This is a genomic window from Pseudarthrobacter sp. S6 (genome assembly GCF_050156575.1).
Lineage (GTDB): Bacteria > Actinomycetota > Actinomycetes > Actinomycetales > Micrococcaceae > Arthrobacter.
The window spans coordinates 81,307-99,806 of record NZ_CP189581.1; the positions used below are offsets into that span (position 1 = coordinate 81,307).

17 protein-coding genes are annotated in these 18,500 nt (G+C 64.6%); 6 read left to right on the forward strand and 11 right to left on the reverse strand.

Annotated features, from left to right (window positions below):
* Positions 1-29 precede the first annotated feature (29 nt).
* From ACQCS0_RS00430 to ACQCS0_RS00455, 6 genes are all read right to left on the reverse strand, one after another.
* On the reverse strand, positions 30-1,100 hold the full coding sequence (locus tag ACQCS0_RS00430) for a Gfo/Idh/MocA family protein (protein ID WP_354155681.1): 1,071 nt from the start codon (positions 1,098-1,100) through the stop codon (positions 30-32).
* A 127-nt stretch (positions 1,101-1,227) separates the two neighbouring features.
* Positions 1,228-2,946, reverse strand: a complete 1,719-nt coding sequence (locus ACQCS0_RS00435) for an ABC transporter family substrate-binding protein (protein WP_354155680.1) — start codon at positions 2,944-2,946, stop codon at positions 1,228-1,230.
* A 49-nt stretch (positions 2,947-2,995) separates the two neighbouring features.
* Positions 2,996-5,227 carry a dipeptide ABC transporter ATP-binding protein gene (locus tag ACQCS0_RS00440; RefSeq protein ID WP_354155679.1) on the reverse strand — a complete coding sequence of 744 codons (2,232 nt, stop codon included), beginning with the start codon at positions 5,225-5,227 and terminating at the stop codon, positions 2,996-2,998.
* Entirely contained in the window at positions 5,224-6,198 is a 975-nt protein-coding gene (locus ACQCS0_RS00445) for an ABC transporter permease (protein WP_354155678.1), read from the reverse strand. Before ACQCS0_RS00445 ends, ACQCS0_RS00440 begins: the two co-directional genes overlap by 4 nt.
* Positions 6,199-6,200: 2 nt before the next feature.
* Positions 6,201-7,184, reverse strand: coding sequence for an ABC transporter permease (locus tag ACQCS0_RS00450; protein ID WP_354155677.1), 984 nt, complete (start codon positions 7,182-7,184; stop codon positions 6,201-6,203).
* A 361-nt stretch (positions 7,185-7,545) separates the two neighbouring features.
* Entirely contained in the window at positions 7,546-8,154 is a 609-nt protein-coding gene (locus ACQCS0_RS00455; RefSeq protein ID WP_354155676.1) for a helix-turn-helix domain-containing protein, read from the reverse strand.
* Between the two features lie 122 nt (positions 8,155-8,276).
* Between ACQCS0_RS00455 and ACQCS0_RS00460 the strand changes: the two genes are divergently transcribed.
* The 5 genes from ACQCS0_RS00460 to ACQCS0_RS00480 all read left to right on the forward strand — a co-directional run bounded on the left by ACQCS0_RS00460 (position 8,277) and on the right by ACQCS0_RS00480 (position 12,253).
* Entirely contained in the window at positions 8,277-8,834 is a 558-nt protein-coding gene (locus tag ACQCS0_RS00460; RefSeq protein WP_354155675.1) for an NADPH-dependent FMN reductase, read from the forward strand.
* A gap of 216 nt (positions 8,835-9,050) precedes the next feature.
* Entirely contained in the window at positions 9,051-9,905 is an 855-nt protein-coding gene (locus tag ACQCS0_RS00465; protein WP_354155674.1) for a hypothetical protein, read from the forward strand.
* Positions 9,906-9,961: 56 nt separating this feature from the next.
* Positions 9,962-11,266: a PLP-dependent aminotransferase family protein gene (locus tag ACQCS0_RS00470; RefSeq protein ID WP_354155673.1), complete on the forward strand. Its 1,305-nt coding sequence runs from the start codon at positions 9,962-9,964 to the stop codon at positions 11,264-11,266.
* Between the two features lie 53 nt (positions 11,267-11,319).
* A complete protein-coding gene (locus ACQCS0_RS00475; protein WP_185261955.1) occupies positions 11,320-11,748 on the forward strand; it encodes a universal stress protein in 429 nt (142 codons plus the stop codon).
* A 157-nt stretch (positions 11,749-11,905) separates the two neighbouring features.
* On the forward strand, positions 11,906-12,253 hold the full coding sequence (locus tag ACQCS0_RS00480; RefSeq protein WP_354155672.1) for a hypothetical protein: 348 nt from the start codon (positions 11,906-11,908) through the stop codon (positions 12,251-12,253).
* Between the two features lie 12 nt (positions 12,254-12,265).
* Here ACQCS0_RS00480 and ACQCS0_RS00485 read toward each other — a convergent pair whose 3' ends face one another.
* From ACQCS0_RS00485 to ACQCS0_RS00505, 5 genes are all read right to left on the reverse strand, one after another.
* Positions 12,266-12,874, reverse strand: coding sequence for a phosphatase PAP2 family protein (locus ACQCS0_RS00485; protein ID WP_354155671.1), 609 nt, complete (start codon positions 12,872-12,874; stop codon positions 12,266-12,268).
* A gap of 28 nt (positions 12,875-12,902) precedes the next feature.
* Positions 12,903-14,393, reverse strand: coding sequence for a 2-oxo acid dehydrogenase subunit E2 (locus tag ACQCS0_RS00490; RefSeq protein ID WP_354155670.1), 1,491 nt, complete (start codon positions 14,391-14,393; stop codon positions 12,903-12,905).
* 66 nt (positions 14,394-14,459) lie between these two features.
* Positions 14,460-15,440 carry an alpha-ketoacid dehydrogenase subunit beta gene (locus ACQCS0_RS00495; protein ID WP_354155669.1) on the reverse strand — a complete coding sequence of 327 codons (981 nt, stop codon included), beginning with the start codon at positions 15,438-15,440 and terminating at the stop codon, positions 14,460-14,462.
* Positions 15,440-16,720, reverse strand: coding sequence for a thiamine pyrophosphate-dependent dehydrogenase E1 component subunit alpha (locus tag ACQCS0_RS00500; RefSeq protein ID WP_354155668.1), 1,281 nt, complete (start codon positions 16,718-16,720; stop codon positions 15,440-15,442). The genes ACQCS0_RS00495 and ACQCS0_RS00500 overlap by 1 nt, the downstream gene beginning before the upstream one ends.
* Before the next feature lie 149 nt (positions 16,721-16,869).
* The gene (locus ACQCS0_RS00505; RefSeq protein WP_354155667.1) at positions 16,870-17,988 is read right to left on the reverse strand and encodes a histidinol-phosphate transaminase; all 1,119 of its coding nucleotides are present in this window, start codon (positions 17,986-17,988) and stop codon (positions 16,870-16,872) included.
* A gap of 83 nt (positions 17,989-18,071) precedes the next feature.
* Here ACQCS0_RS00505 and ACQCS0_RS00510 point away from each other — a divergent pair, with 83 nt between their 5' ends.
* Positions 18,072-18,500 carry a phage holin family protein gene (locus ACQCS0_RS00510; RefSeq protein WP_354155666.1) on the forward strand — a complete coding sequence of 143 codons (429 nt, stop codon included), beginning with the start codon at positions 18,072-18,074 and terminating at the stop codon, positions 18,498-18,500.

The window sequence follows — 18,500 nt, forward strand, 5'->3', positions numbered from 1 at the left end:
TCTGGATGGCTGCCGTTCGGCGTTTGTGGTTAATCCCTTACAGCGGCCAGTTCGCGTGCCTTTTCTATTAATTTGAGGACCTCGACGGCGTCTGCCGGGTCTACCGGGAGGAGCAGCGCTGAGGTGGTGCCGCCGTCGTCGATCTTGGCTGCCAGCAGCCTGTAGAACTCGGGGTAGGCGCCTCGTTCGGTGGGCAGTGGATTGAGGTGGCCGTCGCGGCCCAGGGACCCTGCCCATTCCAGTGCTTCAACCCCGTATTCGGGGTCCAGCGGGCCGCCGCCGGCAACAATGTACGGTTCCTGCGGATCGATCCCGTGCTTGGTGAACCCGCCAGCGGATCCGAGAATGCGGAACCGCGGACCCTGCTGGGCGCAGAGCATGTTCATGCTCAGGTGGCTGGTCACCCCGGAGTCGTGGTTGAGCACCAGGAAGACGTCATCGTCCACCTTCTCGTGCGGACGCCGCGCCTGCAGTTCCGCGTAGGCCACGGTAGCTGGACCGAAAAGCAAAAGCGCCTGATCGATAAGGTGCGTGCCGAGATCGAACACCACGCCGCCGCCATCCGCTGCTGTGGCGCTGGCTTTCCAGGCCTTCGAGATGTCCGGGGACCAGCGTTCAAAGCTGGATTCAAAGCGGGTCACGCTCCCCAGCGCTCCGCCGGCCAGCAACTTCTGCACGGTCAAAAAATCGCCGTCCCAACGCCGGTTCTGGAAGACCGTGAGCACGCGGCCCAGCCGCTGCGCGAGGGCGATCAGTTCCAGCGCCTCGGCACTGCTGACGGCGAAAGGCTTGTCCACCACAACATCCAGCCCAGCCTCCAGCGCGGCCTTTGCCAACGGAAAGTGAGTGGCCGGCGGGGTCCCCAGCACCACAAGGTCAAGGTCACCGGCCAGCGCAAGCACCGCGTCGCCGTCGGGCACTGTTTTGACGCCCGGGTACCGCCGCGTCGCGGCAGCCTGCCTCCCGGCGTCGGACGTGGCGATAACGTCCAGCGAGTAGCGGGGATCTGCCGCGATGAGCGGCGCGTGGAAAACGCTGCCGGACAGGCCATAGCCGACGACGGCGGTGCGGATACGGCGTTCGGGTTCAGTCCAGGTCATAGAGCAAAGTTACCTCCACGCCGGCCCGGATATCGCAATACAACGAAGGCCGGCAGTTCCCGTGTGCGGGTTGTGCCGGCCTTCGCGTGCAGCGTTTATTCAGATGGCGCAGTCTAGGCGGGAAGTATTACTTCTTGATCCAGCCCAGGGTGGACCAGTCCGGAACCTGGGAGAGGCTCTGGAACAGGGACGGGCCGTAGTTGGCCAGGCCGGTGCGGACGAAGGAGATCTGCGGGCCGTTCATCACAACACCCATGGAGAAGTACTTCGCCATGTGCTCCTTTTCAACGTCCATGGCTGCCTTGTTGCGCTCGGCGTTGTCCTCGATGGAGGCGAGATCGGCGATCTTCTTGTCCAGTTCGGCATCGCCCAGGCCGTTCAGGTCGGTCTTGGAGTCGTAGTACTGCTTGACGGCGTCCGTGGCGTCCGGGCCCACCGTGTAGCCGGAAACGCTAACATCGAAATCGCGTCCGCCCATGACCTTGCCAAAGTCGGCAGAGGCGCGCTGGTCAATGCCAACATCCATGCCGCCTGCCTGCAGCTGCTTCTGCAGCGTCTGGGTGAAGGCAAGGGTGGTGGGGTCGTCACCGAAGTTGCTGATCTTGAAGGCGGCGGGCTTGCCGTCCTTCTCCATGATTCCGGCGGCGTTGGCCTTGTAGCCGGCGTCGGTCAGTACCTTCTTGGCTGCATCCGGACCGGCCTCCTTAACGGGGTAGTTGTCCTGGTAGTAGTCGGAGAACGGCAGCAACATCATGGAACCGGAGCTGGGCTCCTCCCAGTTCAGCCCGTTGAAGCGGACCTTGCGCAGGGCGTCGCGGTCGACGGCGGCAAACATGGCTTTCCGGACGGCAACGTCAGTGATCTTCTTGGCATTGATGTTCATGCCGCCGGCGAAGAGACGCTGGCCGCGGCGGACCTCGGAGTCCTTGGTACCCTCCAGTTGCTTGTAGAGGGAGATGGTGTTGGCTGACATGGCGTCGATCTCGCCGTTCTTGAAGGCGGCGATCTGTGCGCTGGTCTCCAGCTGGCGGAAGACGACGTTTGCCAGGACCGGCTTGGTGCCCCACCACTTGTCGTTGGGAACCAGCGTAACCGTCTTGGCTGCGGTGTCGTACTGGTCCAGCTTGAACGGTCCGGCCATCCACTCGGGGTGCATCTCGCCGTTGAAGCCCTCGTTGAAGAGTTCAGGCGTGTTCACAGCAGGGTGGATCAGGCCGAAGAAGAGCGCATCCAGCGGGTAGACCGGCTGGGTGGTCTTGACAATGACTTCCTTGTCGCTGCTGCCGGCCTCAACTGACTCAACGAACTCGTAGGCTCCGGAGCTCACGATGTCGTAGCCGGCATCCGGGCTCTTCAGGATGTTCCAGGTGTTCTTGAAGGCCTTGACGTCGATCGGCGTGCCGTCGTTGTAGGTGGCCTTCGGGTTGACCTTGATGGTGACGGTCTGCTTGCCGTCCACCACCTTGCTCTCCACTGACTCGCAGAAGTCCTTGTTCGGCGTGGCCTTGCCGACGAAGTCGACCTTCCAGCAGCCGCCGATGCCGCCGCTGTTCACGGCCACCGGGTTCATGGGGATCTGCAGGGCGGAGTTGTCCGCACTGTTGCCGTTGTTGGAGAACCCGTTGAAGTCCGGCCCGATGTTGCCAAGCGGCAGCGTGACCTTGCCGCCGGGCTCAAGATCCGCCGCCGGCTTCTCGTTGATGCTGATGAGCTTGGCGAGGTCGCTGCCTGTCCCCTGCCCCTGAGCGGTTTCCGGTCCGGTGGGTGTTCCTCCACCGCCGCAGGCCGTCAGCGTCAAGGCTGCGGCAATGGCCGCTGCGCCGCCGATCTTGGTCAGATTCCTCATGGGTTTCCCTTCATAGGTGCGGGTGATGTTTGTGATGGGTCGAAAAAATCTAGGGTGCATGGGGTTCCGCTGTTTCGTGGACCGCCAGCATGTGCTCGTCCAGTTCGCCGTCCGGGAAGAAGCAGGCGAACTGCTGGTCCGGCGCGGGCACCGGACCGGCCTCCACAACCTGCACCGCCCCCGCAGGCTGCACGGATTCCAGCGGCGGCTCCAGCGTCAGGCACTGCTCCTGCTTCGCTGCGGGAAGCGCCGCGAAGACGGGGCAGCGCGTGGCGAAGTTGCAGCCCTTCGGAGCATCCAACGGGGACGGCAAGTCCCCTTGGAGGATGATCCGCTCCCGGGTGCGCTCGAACTGCGGGTCGGGGACCGGGATCGCGGACAGCAGCGCGCGCGTATACGGGTGGCGGGGGTTGTCGAAAACCCGGTCAACCTCACCGATTTCCACGATCTTCCCCAGGTACATCACCGCCACCCGGTTGGAGATATGGCGGACCACAGAGAGATCATGGGCCACCATCAGGTAGCTGAGGCCCAGCTCGGCGCGGAGCTTATCCAGTAGGTTGATCACGCCGGCCTGGACCGAGACATCCAGCGCGGACACCGGCTCGTCCAGGACCACCAGTTTGGGGTTCACGGCCAGGGCCCGGGCGATGCCGACGCGCTGCCGCTGGCCGCCGGAGAACTGGTTGGGGAACCGGTTGACGTGATCCGGTTGCAGGCCCACCAGTTTCATCAGTTCCATGATGCGTTTTTTGATGTCCGGCTTGCTGAGTCCGGCGTTCTGCAGCGGCTCGGCCAGGACCTCGTAGACGGTGAAACGGGGGTCGAGGGCGCCGGTGGGATCCTGGAAGACCATCTGCATTTCCCGGCGCATGGCGCTTTTGGTCCTGGCGGCGGCGGCCTGCTTGTTGCTGATGCCGCCGATGATCACCTCGCCGTCCTGGTCCTTATGGAACTCCATGATTTCGAGCAGGGTGGTGGTTTTACCCGAACCGGACTCCCCCACGATGGAGAAGCACTCGCCTTCGCGGATGTCGAAGCTCAGTCCGTCCACGGCCTTCACGGTGCCGATGCGCCGCCTGAGCAGGGCGCCCTTGGTCAGCGGAAAGTGCTTACGGACATCTTTGAGTTCCAAGACGGTTGAGCGTTCCCCGCGGGGGATCAGATCAAAGCTGGAGACCGGGACCGGCGGGGCGGAAAAGATCTCGTGGACATCCACGTCCGCGCCAAGGGAGCCGGATTTGATGCACGCCGCCTGGTGGTAGCCACTTCCCGGAACCGGGTCCAAGGAGGGCTCGCGGTCGAGGCAGGCATCGGTCACCAGCGGGCACCGCGGCGCGAAGGAGCAGCCGGTGGGGGTGTGGAGGAGGTTTGGCGGGATGCCGTCGATGGGGACCAGCGAGGATTTCTCCGCGACGTCCACTCGGGGCACTGCCCCGAGCAGCCCCATCGTGTAGGGCATCCGGGGATCGTAGTAGATGTCATCCACGCTGCCGGTTTCCACCGCCTTACCGGCGTACATCACCATGATGTCGTCGGCGATGCCCGCCACCACGCCCAGATCGTGCGTGATCATCACGACGGCGGCGCCAGTTTCCTCCTGCGCCGTATGCAGCACCTCAAGCACCTGGGCCTGGATGGTGACGTCCAGGGCCGTCGTCGGCTCATCCGCGATCAGTACGCGCGGGTTGTTGGCGATGGCGATGGCGATCATCACGCGCTGGCGCATGCCGCCGGAGAACTCGTGCGGAAAGGCCCTGAGCCTGTTCCTGGGGCTGGGAATGCCCACCATCGCCAGGAGTTCGACGGCGCGGGTTTCCTTCGCCGCGTTGCTCATGCCCGGGTTGTGGATGGTGAGGGCCTCAGTGATCTGGGCTCCCACCGTGTACACCGGGGTGAGGGAGGACAGCGGGTCCTGGAACACCATGGCGATGTCGTTGCCGCGGTAGGCACACATGGCTTTGTCGCTGAGGCCCAGCAGTTCCTTGCCCTTGAGCCTGACCGAGCCGGAGATCTGGGCAGTGGCGGGCAGCAGGCCCATGATGGCCAGCGACGTCACCGACTTGCCGGACCCGGACTCCCCCACGATTCCCAGGGTTTTGCCGGGCATCAGGTCGAAGTTGACGCCCCGAACGGCATGCACAGCCCCGTTTTCGGAGTTGAAGCTGACGTTCAGGTCCCGGACGGACAGGACAGCGTCCGACGGCGAGTGGAGGCCGGCGACGTGGAGCCTCTCGGCGGCGGTGGGGGCCGGGTCAGCCGGCTCAAGGAAGGTGCTCATTTGCTCTTCGTCTCTGCGCTGTTTTTCTTGGCCCGGCCAACCGAGCTGGAGCTCGGATCAAAAGCGTCACGCAGGCCATCGTTCATCATGGCCAGGGACCCCGTGAGCAGGAACATCACGGTCAGCGGGACCCAGAACATCCAGGGGAAGGTCTGGACCTGGGACGTGGCGCCGCCAATCAGCACGCCGAGGCTCACATCCGGCACCTTGATGCCGATGCCAATGAAGGAGAAAGCCACTTCGGCCAGGATGGCCCCGGTGACGCCGCGGGTGATGTCCAGGACCAGCAGCGATCCGATGTTGGGGACCAGGTGCCGCCACACGATGCGCCGCGGCGGGACGCCCATGTACTGGGCCGCCTTGACGAAATCCCGCTGCATCAGCGACATGGACATCGAGCGGATAAGCCGCGCGGTCCCCATCCAGCTGAACACCAGGAGCACGATGATCAGCAGGAGCCAGCTGGGGAGGTTCTTCTTCAGGCCGTCCCCTCCGCCGCTGGTGGCCACCGCCACCACCAGCAGGGCGGGCATCATGATGAGCGCCTCCAGGACGAAGAGCATCACCTTGTCCACTTTTCCGCCGAAGTAGGCCATGGTGCAGCCGTAGACCGCGGCGATCAGGACGGACACGAGGCCCACAACGAGTCCGATCAGGATGGAGATCCGGGTGCCTTCGACGGTCATGGCGTAGAGGTCGATGCCGGCCTGCGACGTGCCCAGGAAGTGGTCACCGGACGGCGGCATGCCGATATTGAAGGGGTCGAGAGTTTCCCTGTCCCAAGGCGTAAAGAACCCGCCGACGAAGGAGAAGAGGGTCAGGCCAAGGAAGATCGCCAGCCCTGCGACGGCTGTCTTGTTCCGCATAAATCGCCGGAAAATGATGGTGGACTTGGCAATCACTACATCGGCGCTTTCGAGGTGCGCTTCCTGCGCGACCGCTGCCGGATCAATGGCGTTGAGGTTGGTCATGGCTACTGCACCCTCACTCTCGGGTCCACAAGTGTGGTGGCGAAGTCGGCGAGGATGGCGCCGAGGGCGAAGATGACCGAGCCGTAGGCGAGGGTGGCCGTGGCCGCGTTAACGTCCTGCAGCGAGATGGCGTCAATGCTCCAGGAGCCCACTCCGGGCCAGGCGAAGATCTTCTCCGCGAAGAAGCCGCCGGCGAAGATAGCAGGGATGGTGAACGCGATGCTTTGGGCGACCGGGATGAAGGAAACCCTGAGCGCGTGCCGGGTGATGGCCTGGTTGCGCGTCAGCCCCTTGGCGCGCGCCGTCCGGACGAAGTCCGCATTGACGTTGTCCAGCAAGTATTGGCGCTGCGCGATCTGGTACGAACCCCAGCCGACCAGGGTGATGGCGATCGTTGGAACCGCATAATGACCCACCATGTCCACAAACTGGGCCCACCCGGGCTGCATGCCCGGCGTGGAGATGCCGGTCACGAAGAAGATGCGCTCCCCGACGGTTTCGTTGATGTTGATGGCACCGAGCTGCACCAGGAAGTAGGCAATGGGGGCGGGCACGATGTACGCGAGGTAGCTGTAGGAGGTGATCACCCGGTCCTGGAACTTGTACTGCCGGGCCGCCGAGTACACCCCGAGGGCGACGCCGATGACAAGGGTCAGGACGATGGATGCCAGGAAGAGCCGGGTGGAGATCCAGACGCGGTCCCCGAATTCAGCGTTGATGAATGCGCCGTTGGGGCTGCGTCCCCAGTCCCAGCGGGTCACGATCCCGGTGAGCCACTCCACGTAGCGCTCCCACGGGCTGAGGTCCGGGTCCAGGCCTTTCAGGCGCATGGAATTGGCTACTTGCTCGGGTGTGGGACGGGGAATCCGTTCCTGTTCGAGGAGCGCCGGCTTAAGCGAACTTACCGCCAGGAAATAGCCGGCAGACGTGGTCAGGAAAATCATGAAGACGTAGGTGATGCCGCGCTTGGCGAGGTACCTGATCATTTGGCAGCTACTTCAGGATCTTTGCCACCTGGACTATGGACGAACACTCCAAGGGGTCACCTTGGGCTGGCAACGGAGTTCCTGCCTTCACTGCATCCACGTTCCATATCCTTCCGATTTCCCCGGCCCGCAACGGGTCTCGCCGCCACCGGGTTTCCACCAGCGTGTAGCCGGTCTCCCGCGACCAGCTCAGGTTAAGTCCGGGTGGACTATGTTGCGGGTCACATTCCAGAGGAAACTACCACAGAGTAGCGTCTGGAATGCGGGCACCTGCGCGGAATCCGTGCCCGCCGTATCAGATTGTTATGAATAATTCAGTGGAATTGATGTGACTGGACGATTCGCCAGATTTAGGCGTAACCTACCGCCCGCGGACCACGCGAGTGACAAGGTCCCGCCAGGAATCGGTCAACCGCTCGGGCGCCAGACCTTGGGCGCGGACCGCGTGCAGGAGCCGGTCCGGATCCAGCGTGGCGGCTAGGGACATGGCCATCAGCAACGGGTCCGCATCCATGCCTGATTCCCGCAGGAGGTGCTCGATATGGCGCTGCCACAGTTTGACTGCCGGGACCTCGTAGCGGCCGTGGTGCGAAGACTCAGCAGCCCTCGCCAGGTCCCCGTGCTCCATCACATACGCGATCCGCTCCGCACCGAAGGCGATCAGCCGCTCCAGCCCCGGAGCGCCCGGCCCCAGTGGCGGAGGGCCGAACATAAATCGGGCTTGGAAGGCGGCCTCGGAATCGCTCAGCAACGTCATCATCAGCCCGGCGCGACTGCCGAACCGGCGGAAGACGGTGCCCTTGCCCACGCCGGCCCGCTCGGCCAGCCTGTCCATGGTCAGGGCATCCGGGCCGCACTCGGCAATCAGCTCCCGCGCCGCGCACAAAAGCCGCTCACGGTTCCGCGCAGCGTCACTGCGCTCAGCGGGCGGCCCGGAGAGCGAACCGGGTAGCAGTGGGATAAAGCTCACAGTCCATATCCTAGTCCCGGGAATAATAATCGGACTACGGTCCGTTTAGACAATGAAGGCATCAAGCCTCCACCCTTCCACCGGCCAGCGGTCCCGTCCGCAGCCTGACCCCAGGAGTCCATATGTCGAAGAGCACCGTTCTTACCCTTGTTGGCAGCCTCCGCGCCGAGTCCACCAACCAGAAGCTCGCCGAAGCCATCCAGCTGAACGCCCCCGAGCAGGTTGACGTAGTCATCCACGAAAGCCTGGGCAACATCCCGTTCTACAACGAGGACATCGACGTCGAAGGCCAGGTTCCCGCCGCTGCCGCCGCCCTCCGCGCGGCCGCCAACGAAGCGGACACCCTTCTCCTGGTGACCCCGGAACACAACGGCACGGTGCCCGCATCGCTGAAGAACGCCATCGACTGGCTGTCCCGCCCTTTCGGCGCCGGCGCCCTCTCCGGCAAGCCCACCGCCGTCGTCGGTACCGCATTCGGCCAGTTCGGTGGCGTGTGGGCCCAGGACGAAGCCCGCAAGGCTGTGGGCATTGCCGGCGCCCAGGTGCTTGAGGACGTCAAGCTCGCAGTCCCCGGCTCCATGGTCCGCTTCGCCGAGCTGCACCCGAAGGACGACGCCGAGGTAGTGGAGCAGATCAAGGGCGTCTTTGACGCACTCGCCGCCGCCCAGCCGGCAGCGTAAGGCAGCCGCACGCAGCGGCCATAAACAGCCAAATGCCCTGGCCACCGAAAGGTGTCCGGGGCATTTGTTATCTCGCCGTGAGCAGGAACGGGACCAGCCACCGAGCACGTGACCAAGTCTTGTTCCAACCGGTACCGCGCCGGCATTTCCAGGGCGGAGGGACCGCCGTAACGTTAAATGCACGGAAAGCATTGGGGACGGGAACGCGGTGCAGAGATGGCAGGCAGGCAGAGCGCCGGAAAGCTGATGGCGACGGCGGCAGCACTCACTCTTACGCTGTGGCTGGGAGGCTGCGCCCCCGCTTCGAACCCGCGTACCGGCAGCAGCTTCCCGGCCGGTGCAACTACGCTTGAACGCCCTGACCGCGCCCAGCAGCCCCTGGTTCCAGTTCCGCAGCCGCAGGCGCCCCCGCCAGCCACCGGTGCGCCCGCCGAGGCCACCGGCCCGTCCTCCGGCTCGCCCCCCGGGCCTTCAAGCCAAGCGTCAGACGGGGTTACGGCAACACCGGAGCGGAGCCTGGGCACCGGTCCAGCGTCCGGACCGGCTTCGCCCGGGACTGCCTCGACCGGCGGCGGTGCTGCACCCGGCGCACCTAAGGCGGCAAGCCCATCGCCGGCTCCGGAGCCCTCGGCGCCGCCCCCGGCCGTGCCAGCCCCTGGCCTGTCCGCCGGATTCCAGGCGGTGACCGCCTACTACGTACTGCTGGACGACGGCGGGGCCGGAGGTGTGCGCTTTGGCTGCAACGACAGCCTGGCAGGCGTCCGCCGTACCGTGGCCGGATCCGCGGAACCTTTGGCCAACGCCATGCGCGCCCTGCTGGACGGAGCCGCAGAACCGACGCCAGGGCTGTACAACTCCCTGTCCGGCTCAACCCTGACGTTCCTGTCCGGCACTTTCGACGGTACGTCTGTGACGGTCTACCTGTCCGGCTCGATCCGTCCAGCGGGGGTGTGCGACATCCCGCGCATCGAGGCCCAGCTCACACAGACTGCCGTAGCGTCGGTGGGCGCAATCCGCGCCGACGTTTACGTCAACGGCGTGGGGCTCGCCGAAGCATTGCGCCTCAACTAGGCCAATGGATCAACAGATGTTGCCTGATCAGCAACTTTCGGTTGTATGCTGAGGATGTGAGCCACGAAACACTTGATGCCGGCGCAGTGCAGCTACCGGCCGAAGCCATTGATGCCATCGAGCGCGCGGCCACGTCCGCCCACCGCGCCGCCCATCCCCACGAGGCGCTGTTTTCGGAACGCGCAGCCAACATTAAGCAATCGGCGGTCCGGGACGTTTTTGACATCTCGATGCGCCCCGGGCTGGTGTCCCTTGCCGGGGGCAGCCCCTACCTGCAATCCCTTCCGCTGGAGCGGCTGGCCGCCACGGCTGCAAGCATCATCGCCGACGAGGGGCTCACCGCCCTGCAATACGGCGGCGGGCAGGGTACCGAAGAACTTCGCACCCAGGTCTGCGAGGTGATGGCGGCCGAAGGAATCCTGGATGCGCTCCCGCAGAACGTCGTGATCACCGCAGGCTCCCAGTCGGCCCAGGATGTGGCCGTCAAGGTCTTCTGCAACCCGGGGGACGTGGTGCTGGTGGAGAATCCCACCTATGTGGGCGCCCTCAACACGTTTGAGGCCTACCAGGTGGAGGTGGCCACGGTGGAGATGGACGACGACGGCCTGGTGCCTGAGCTGCTGGAGGCCAGAATCGCCGCGCTCCAGACGGCAGGGAAGAACATCAAGTTCCTCTACACGATCCCCAACTTCAACAATCCCTCGGGGATTACCCTGGCGGAGAAACGCCGTCAGCGGGTTGTTGATATATGCCGGAACGCGAATATTCTGGTGCTGGAAGACAACCCCTATGGGCTCCTCCGGTACGACGGGAAACCACTGGAACCGCTCCGCGCGGCCAACCCCGCCGATGTCATCTACATGGGATCGTTCTCCAAGATCTTTGCCCCCGGCCTGCGCATCGGCTGGGCGTTAGTCCCGGAGCACCTTCAGCGGCGCTACTACCTTGCATCCGAATCCGTGACGCTGTGCCCGCCGACGCTGAACCAGATGCTGGTGTCCGCCTACCTCAGGGACTATGACTGGAAGGGCCAGATCGAGACCTACCGGGAACTGTACGCCGAACGATGCACTGCCATGCTCGCGGCCCTGGACGAACACATGCCCGCTGGCACCAGCTGGACCAGCCCGGAAGGCGGCTTCTTCGTCTGGGTCACACTGCCGGAAGGCGTGGACACCTATCCCCTGCTGCAGAAGGCGATCGACGCCGGTGTCGTCTTTATCCCCGGGGCTGCCTTCACCCCGTCTGATGCGCCGTCCAACAAGCTGCGGCTGGCGTTCAGCGCGGTTCCGCCCGGCGCCATCAAGGAAGGCGTCCGCCGTTTGGCACCGGTACTGCGGGAAGCCCTTGCAGCGCTGTAACGTTGGCCGGACTGAGTGTGGCCAAGAGTGAATCTGAACAAGGAGTACAAAGCATGAGCGGAATTATTGTTGTTGGCGTCGACGGCAGCGGCACCGCCAAGAAGGCCGCCGAATCGGCCCGGGACCTCGCCGCCGCCGTGGGTGCCTCGCTTCACGTCGTCTCAGCCTTCGACAGCGACCGTACCGAGATCTTCGGCTCTGGCAGCGACCAGTGGATCGTTTCCGACGCCGACGGTGCCGAGCATGTTGCCAAGACAGTGGCCGAGGCCCTGGCCGGTTCCATCAAGGTGACCTACTCGGCCGCCCGCGGCAAGCCCGCCGAAGCGCTCATCAAGGAATCCGAGCGCCTGGGCGCCACGATGATCGTTGTGGGCAACCGGCGGATGCGCGGCATCGGCCGGGTCCTGGGAAGCGTGGCCAACAGCGTGGCCCACAATGCCACGTGCGACGTCTACATTGCCAACACCTACGACGCCGACTAACTGACAACGGGACACGATGCACCGGCCGCACCGCGCGACGGTGCATGGTGTCCGTTCTCACCCCTTAAACGCCGGTTTCAGCACCCGGCCGGCGATAAAATGGAAGGGCCCTCAACGGAGCGGACAACCACTCTCCACTCCAGCCAAAGGGGCCCCCTTGCTAACTCTTCAGCGCCGCCAACTTGTAGGCCACGACATCCTCCTGGCCCGCCACGGCAACCACATCTGCTCCATGCGTGTGGACCGCGGCAACGGCCGCGTCATTGCCCTGCTGGATGACGGCTCCCTGGACAGTGCACCCAACCTCATCTCGCCGGGACTGCGCCTGCCGCAGACCCTCGAGAGCGTGCTGCGCAGCGACCGGAAATTCTTCGCGGCCATCGCAGGCGTTGCCCTGGTTCTTGGCGGCCTGATGTTTGCCACATCCGCTGCCTTGGCTGGCGCCATGGCGGGGAATCCCGAGATGGTCGAGATGATGACGGCCTACTCCGCCTACGGTTACTGACACCAGGCTCTGCTAGAGGAGCCAGCCGCGCAAAAGCCACCAAAGGCCCGCCATCACCAAGCCACCAAAAAGCGAACCGGCCACAACCTGCGCCAGGGTATGTGCACGGAGCACCACCCGCGACCAACCGACGGCGGGAACCAGCAGGAGCAACGGCAGCCAGGCCGGACCTAGCATCAGGACACAAATAACTGCCGCTGACGATACCGCCGCAGCATGCCCGCTGATCTTCCAGACGGGGCTCACCGCGGCCAGCACAATGATGCCGGCGATGATGGCCAGCACCATGACCATTACGCTTCGCGGGGCATTGGCGGCCTGCAGCACCACCAGCCCGGCGGCAACAAATCCAAGCGCCATCAGCAGCACGGGCGCGCGCTGTTTGCGGTTGCTGACGTGATGGTCCGTGACCTTGCCCAGCCGCACGAGCCCCAGGAGCACCAGGAGCGGCAGCACACACACAAACAGCGCGGCCAAGGCTCCATAGCCAATGGTGCCAGGGAATCCGGCCTCGACCACGGGGCTGATGAGGAGTTGTAGCGTCACCACCACCGGTGGTTGGAACACCTCAGTCAGCCACCTGGCTGCCCGGTTCCTGGACCGAACGGCAACCTGGTTCACGGTATTGATGCTCGTGGTCCCGGCAGCCCTAGTCCAGCAGGAGCGCCGGCTCCTCAAGGATCGCGGCGACGTCGGCCATAAAGCGGGCGGACAAGTCACCGTCCACTACGCGGTGGTCAAAGGAGCCGCCCAGCGTGGTGATCCAGCGCGGAATGACTTCGCCGTCCAGGACCCAGGGCTTCTGCTTGATGGTTCCGAACGCCACAATTGCCACTTCACCCGGGTTGATGATCGGGGTTCCCGTATCGATCCCCAGCGCACCGATGTTGGTGACAGTAAGCGTTCCGCCCTGCATTTCGGCGGGCTGGGTCTTGCCCGCCCGGGCCGTGGTGGCCAGGTTGTTCAGAGCCAGTGCCAGTTCCTTGAGTGACAGGTCCTGGGCGTCCTTAATGTTGGGAACCATCAGCCCGCGCGGGGTGGCTGCGGCGATGCCAAGGTTCATGTAGTGCTTGACCTGGATCTCGGCGGCGTCGGTCCCATCCACGTTGTCTACCCAGGTGGCGTTGACGCTGGGGTTCCGCGCGGCAGCCCAGATGACGGCCTTGGCCAGGATCAGCAGCGGGGAAACCTTGATTCCCTCAAAGTCGCGCGAAGCCTTCAGGCGCTTGACGAACTCCATGGTGCGGCTGGCGTCAACATCAACAAAGATGCTCACGTGGGGTGCAGCGAAAGCCGACTCCACCATTGCCTTGGCCGTCGCCTTGCGGACGCCCTTGACCGGAATTCGTTCAATCCGCTGGTCCTGCGGCTTGCCGGCCTTGCCCCAGAAGCCCTCCGCTTGATCCAGCTCTGCATCGCGCTGGGACTGGTAGCTGACCAGGTCCTCGCGCGTGACTTCGCCGCGGGAGCCGGTGGCCACCACATCGGCCAGATCGATCCCCAGATCCCGGGCGATCTTGCGGACGGGAGGCTTGGCCAGGACGCGGTTCACGAGGCCTGTAATGGTTCCACTGAGCGTGGGACGGTTGTCGATCAACCCGGTGTTTGTGCTTGGCGAAATCCGGGCGGGAGGGCCGGTCCGGGTCTCGACAGGCTCGGCCGTCGGGTTTTCGCCGGCACGCTCGCCCACGGGGACCGGGGCTGACCCGGTCTGGGCGGCAGGTGCCGACTTCCGGGGACGGCGCTTGACGGCGTCGGCCTTGGGGCCCGATCCCACCAGCGGACCGCCGGCCAGGGCACTGCCCGCCGTGCCGCCGTCGTCCGTGGAAAGCTTGCCGTACAAGGGCTGGACCGGAGTGGCGGGGGCCGGGACGTCAGCTGGCGTCGGGTCGCCGGAAACGGCGTCCGAGACGCTGATGATGGCGGTTCCGACGTCGATGGTCACTCCCTCGGGGACCAGCAGCTCGGTGACGGTGCCGGCGAAGGGGGATGGCAGCTCAACGAGCGACTTGGCGGTCTCGATCTCGCATAGGACGTCGTTGATGGCGACGGTGTCCCCCGGCTTGACCTTCCAGGAGACGATTTCCGCCTCAGTGAGGCCTTCGCCCACGTCGGGCAGGTTGAACTTGTTCAGAGTCATGGTGTCCTCTTTCGAGCCAAGCGTGAGCGGGAAGCGTGAGCGTGAGCGGGGGAAGGAGCCTGCGCCCTAGTAGGCCAGGGAGCGGTCCAGCGCCTCGAGGATGCGGTCGATGTCGGGGAGGTAGTCTTCCTCGACCTTCGCCACCGGGTACGGCATATGGAAGCCGCCCACCCGGATCACGGGAGCCTCCAGTGAGAGGAATACCCGTTCGCTGATCCGGGCTGCGATCTCGCCGCCGATGCCGCCGAACGTCGGCGCCTCATGCGCCACAACAAGCCTCCCGGTCTTCTTCGCGGACGCCGTGACCGTGTCGAAGTCGATCGGCGAAATGGAGCGCAGGTCGATGACCTCGATGCTGTGACCGTCCTCGGCAGCGGCGTCGGCGGCGGCAAGGGCCACCGGCACGAGCGGTCCGTAGGCCACCACTGTGGCGTCCGTGCCCTCGCGGAGCACATGGGCTTTAAACGGATCGGCAGATGCGCCGGGAGAATCAGTGTTGACCTCGCCCTTGAGCCAGTAGCGCCGCTTCGGTTCGAAGACGATCACGGGGTCCTGGCATTCCACTGCCTGCCGGATCATCCAGTAGGCGTCGTGGGCGTTGGACGGTGTGATGATGCGCAGGCCTGCGGTGTGGGCGAACAGCGCCTCCGGTGATTCCGAATGGTGCTCAATGGAGCCGATACCGCCGCCGTATGGGATCCGGACAACGACGGGAACGGTGAGGCTGCCGTTGCTGCGGGCGTGCATCTTGGCCAGCTGGGTGGTGATCTGGTTGAAGCCGGGGAACACAAACCCGTCGAACTGGATCTCGCAGACGGGCAGGTAGCCGCGCAAGGCGAGGCCGATGGCCGTGCCGATGATGCCGGACTCCGCGAGCGGCGTGTCCACCACGCGGTCCGCGCCGAACTCCGCGAGAAGGCCATCGGTGACGCGGTAGACGCCGCCCAGGGCCCCGATGTCCTCGCCCATAAGCAGGGCACGCGGGTTGTTGTCCAGGGTGGCGCGCAGGCCCTCATTAATGGCCTTGGCTATGGTCATGGTGGTCATCAGCGGGCCACTCCTGTCGCTGCGTCATCCGGGTCCGGGCTGCTGGGTTCAGCGCTGGGCTCCGGCGTCTCGGCGAAGCCTGCGCTGTACTCTTCAAACCAGGCCAATTCCTCGGCCACCAGCGGGTGGGCCTCGACATAGGTATTGGCGAAGGCCGTCCGGATGTCCGGGGTCTCGAGGTCGTACGTGGTCTTGCGGACGTAGGCGGCGAGTTCGTCGCCGTCGGCCTTGACCTGCTCAAAGAAGGCGTCATCTGCCAGCCCCTGGGCCCGGAGATACTTTTCCAGGCGGTCCAGCGGATCTTTGGCCCGCCACAGGGTTTCCTCGGCGGATTCCCGGTACTTTGTGGGGTCATCAGCAGTGGTATGCGCACCGACGCGGTAGGTAAAGGCCTCGATCAGCACCGGGCCCTTGCCCTCGCGGGCATGTTCGAGCGCCCACTCGGTCACTGCGTGGACGGCGATCGCATCGTTGCCGTCAACCCGGATGCCCGGGAAACCGTAACCTTTGGCGCGGTTGGACAGCGGTATGCGGGTCTGCACCGAGCTGGGAACGGAGATGGCCCAGTGGTTGTTCTGGCAGAAGAACACCACCGGAGCGTTGTAGGAGGCGGCGAACACCATGGATTCGTGGACGTCGCCCTCGGAACTGGCACCGTCACCGAAGTAGACCATCACCGCTGCCTTGGGCTCGACCGGCCGGTCCGCAGCCGCATCCGCGGCGACTGCAGCTGCCGCGAGCTTCTGGTCCCGCTGGATCCCCATGGCGTAGCCGACGGCGTGCGGCGTCTGCGCGGCCAGGACCAGGGTGTAGAGATGGAAGTTGGTGTCCTTCGGGTTCCAGCCGCCGTTTGAGACGCCGCGGAACTGGCGCAAGAGCTCGGCGAGGTCCACATTGCGGGTCAGTGCCACGCCGTGCTCACGGTAGGTGGGGAAGATGTAGTCCTGCGGCTGGCTGGCCCGGCCGGAGCCGATCTGCGCAGCCTCCTGGCCGGTCAGCGGGACCCACAGGGCCAGCTGGCCTTGGCGCTGGAGCGCGGTTGCCTCCACATCAAAGCGGCGGATCTTGGCCATGTCAGCGTAGAAGCCACGCAGCTTTTCACCGTCCAGCCGATCTGCATAGGCCGAAAAGACCGGGTCTGTCCCCAAGGTCCCGTCAGGCGCCAGCAGCTGCACCATAGGCTCGGCCGGGCTGCCCAGTTGGGCCTCGGCTTCAGCCTCGAGCTGGTCGTCTGCCGCTGTCTGATCGAACTCGGTGGAGGGCAGATGTGTGGCGCCCATACCGTCTCCTTGCTTGCCGCATGCGGATGCATTGCAATGTCGCTGGGATATATGCCGCTGGAGGAACGCATTCCCTTGTCGGCATATATATTGGCTTACTGGTCCTTACTTTATCTTCAGTAGGTGCCGCTCCTGATGCATGTTAAGCGCTAGGAACGTCGCGGCGCATTTGTATAGTGTGCACAGAGCTCAAGGAACCGACTGTTGGCCTCTGCCTCGCCGATGCTGACCCGCACGCCTTCACTGCCGAAGGCTCGCACCGAAAGCGCCTGTGTGCCCGCCAGTTCAGCAAATTCCGAACTGTTCTCGCCCAGGTTCAACCAGATGAAGTTGCCCTCCGCCTCGGGCACAAACCAGCCGAGCTCCCGCAGCCCGCTGGTTACGCGGGTCCGTTCGTCCACGATGCTTTGTACCCTTTCTACAACCAGCGGGTAATTCTGCAACGAGACGATGGCTGCTTTTTCAGCGATCTGTGACACTGAAAAGGGTGTGGCCGCGACGCGCAGGTACTGGGTCAGTCCGGGGTTCGAGATGCTGTACCCCACGCGCAGGCCCGCCAATCCGTGTGCCTTGGAGAACGTCCGGAGCACCACAACATTCGGGTATTTTCGGTACATTGCGATGCCGTCCACGGCATCATTGGCGCGGACGAACTCCTGGTAGGCCTCATCGATAACCACCACAACGTCGGACGGGACCGCCTGGATGAACCGCTCCGTCTCGGCAGTGGTCAGGACAGGCCCCGTAGGGTTGTTTGGGGTGCAAAGCAGGATGACCCTGGTGCGGACGGTCACGGCTGCAGCCATGGCGTCAAGGTTGTGGCGTCCGTCCGCCGTCAGCGGGATGCGGACGCTTTCCGCGCCCACCAGGCCCACGCTGATGGGATACGCCTCGAAGGACCGCCAGGCATAAATCACTTCGTCCGCTTTGCCGTCGTCGTTCTGGCCGGCGAATGTGGACAGCAACTGGTTCAGGGCACCGAGGCTTCCGGCTCCCGTGACAATGTCCTCGGCCGGTACCGCCAGGAACTCGGCGAGCGCAGCACGAAGTTTGCTGCTGAGGGGGTCGGGGTAGCGGTTGAAGTCCGTCTGGTTGGAAATCGCCTCCAGCACCTCCGGAAGAGGGGGCAGGGGGTTTTCGTTGGAGGAGAGCTTGTAGCTGGCCAGCCCGTCCACGGCGATGGGAGGCCTTCCTGCGGCGTAGCGGGGAAGCCGGCCAACCACGGGGCGCGGCCGGATTTCGCCAGGCAACATCTCTGATGAAGTCATGCAAACTAGCCTACTTCGCCTGACCGGCAGGGGTTGGGCGGGCGCACACGTGGGGCTCAGAGGCAGTGTGACAGCATGGGCGTATGCTCTCCTTTATTGTTCGAGTCCTCATCAACGGGCTGGCCCTCTGGATTGCCAGCTGGATACTGCCGGGCCTGGATATCTCTACATCGGCGACCACCGCGGCGGTAGCCAACACGGGCGTAACGCAGGGCACGGAGACCGTCGGCATCATCCTCGCGTACCTGTTCATCGGTTTGATCTTCGGTGTGGTGAACGCGTTTGTCCGCCCCCTGGTCAGCCTCCTGTCCTTGCCCATCACCATCCTCACGCTGGGCCTTTTCACCATCGTCATCAACGCCGCCATGCTGTATCTGACGTCCTGGCTCAGCAGTTACACGCCGGTGCATTTCACCATCGACTCGTTCTTCTGGACGGCAGTCCTCGCAGCCATCATCATCACGCTTATATCGCTGGTCGCGAACCGGGTTCCGGGCGGCCGCCGGCGCTAG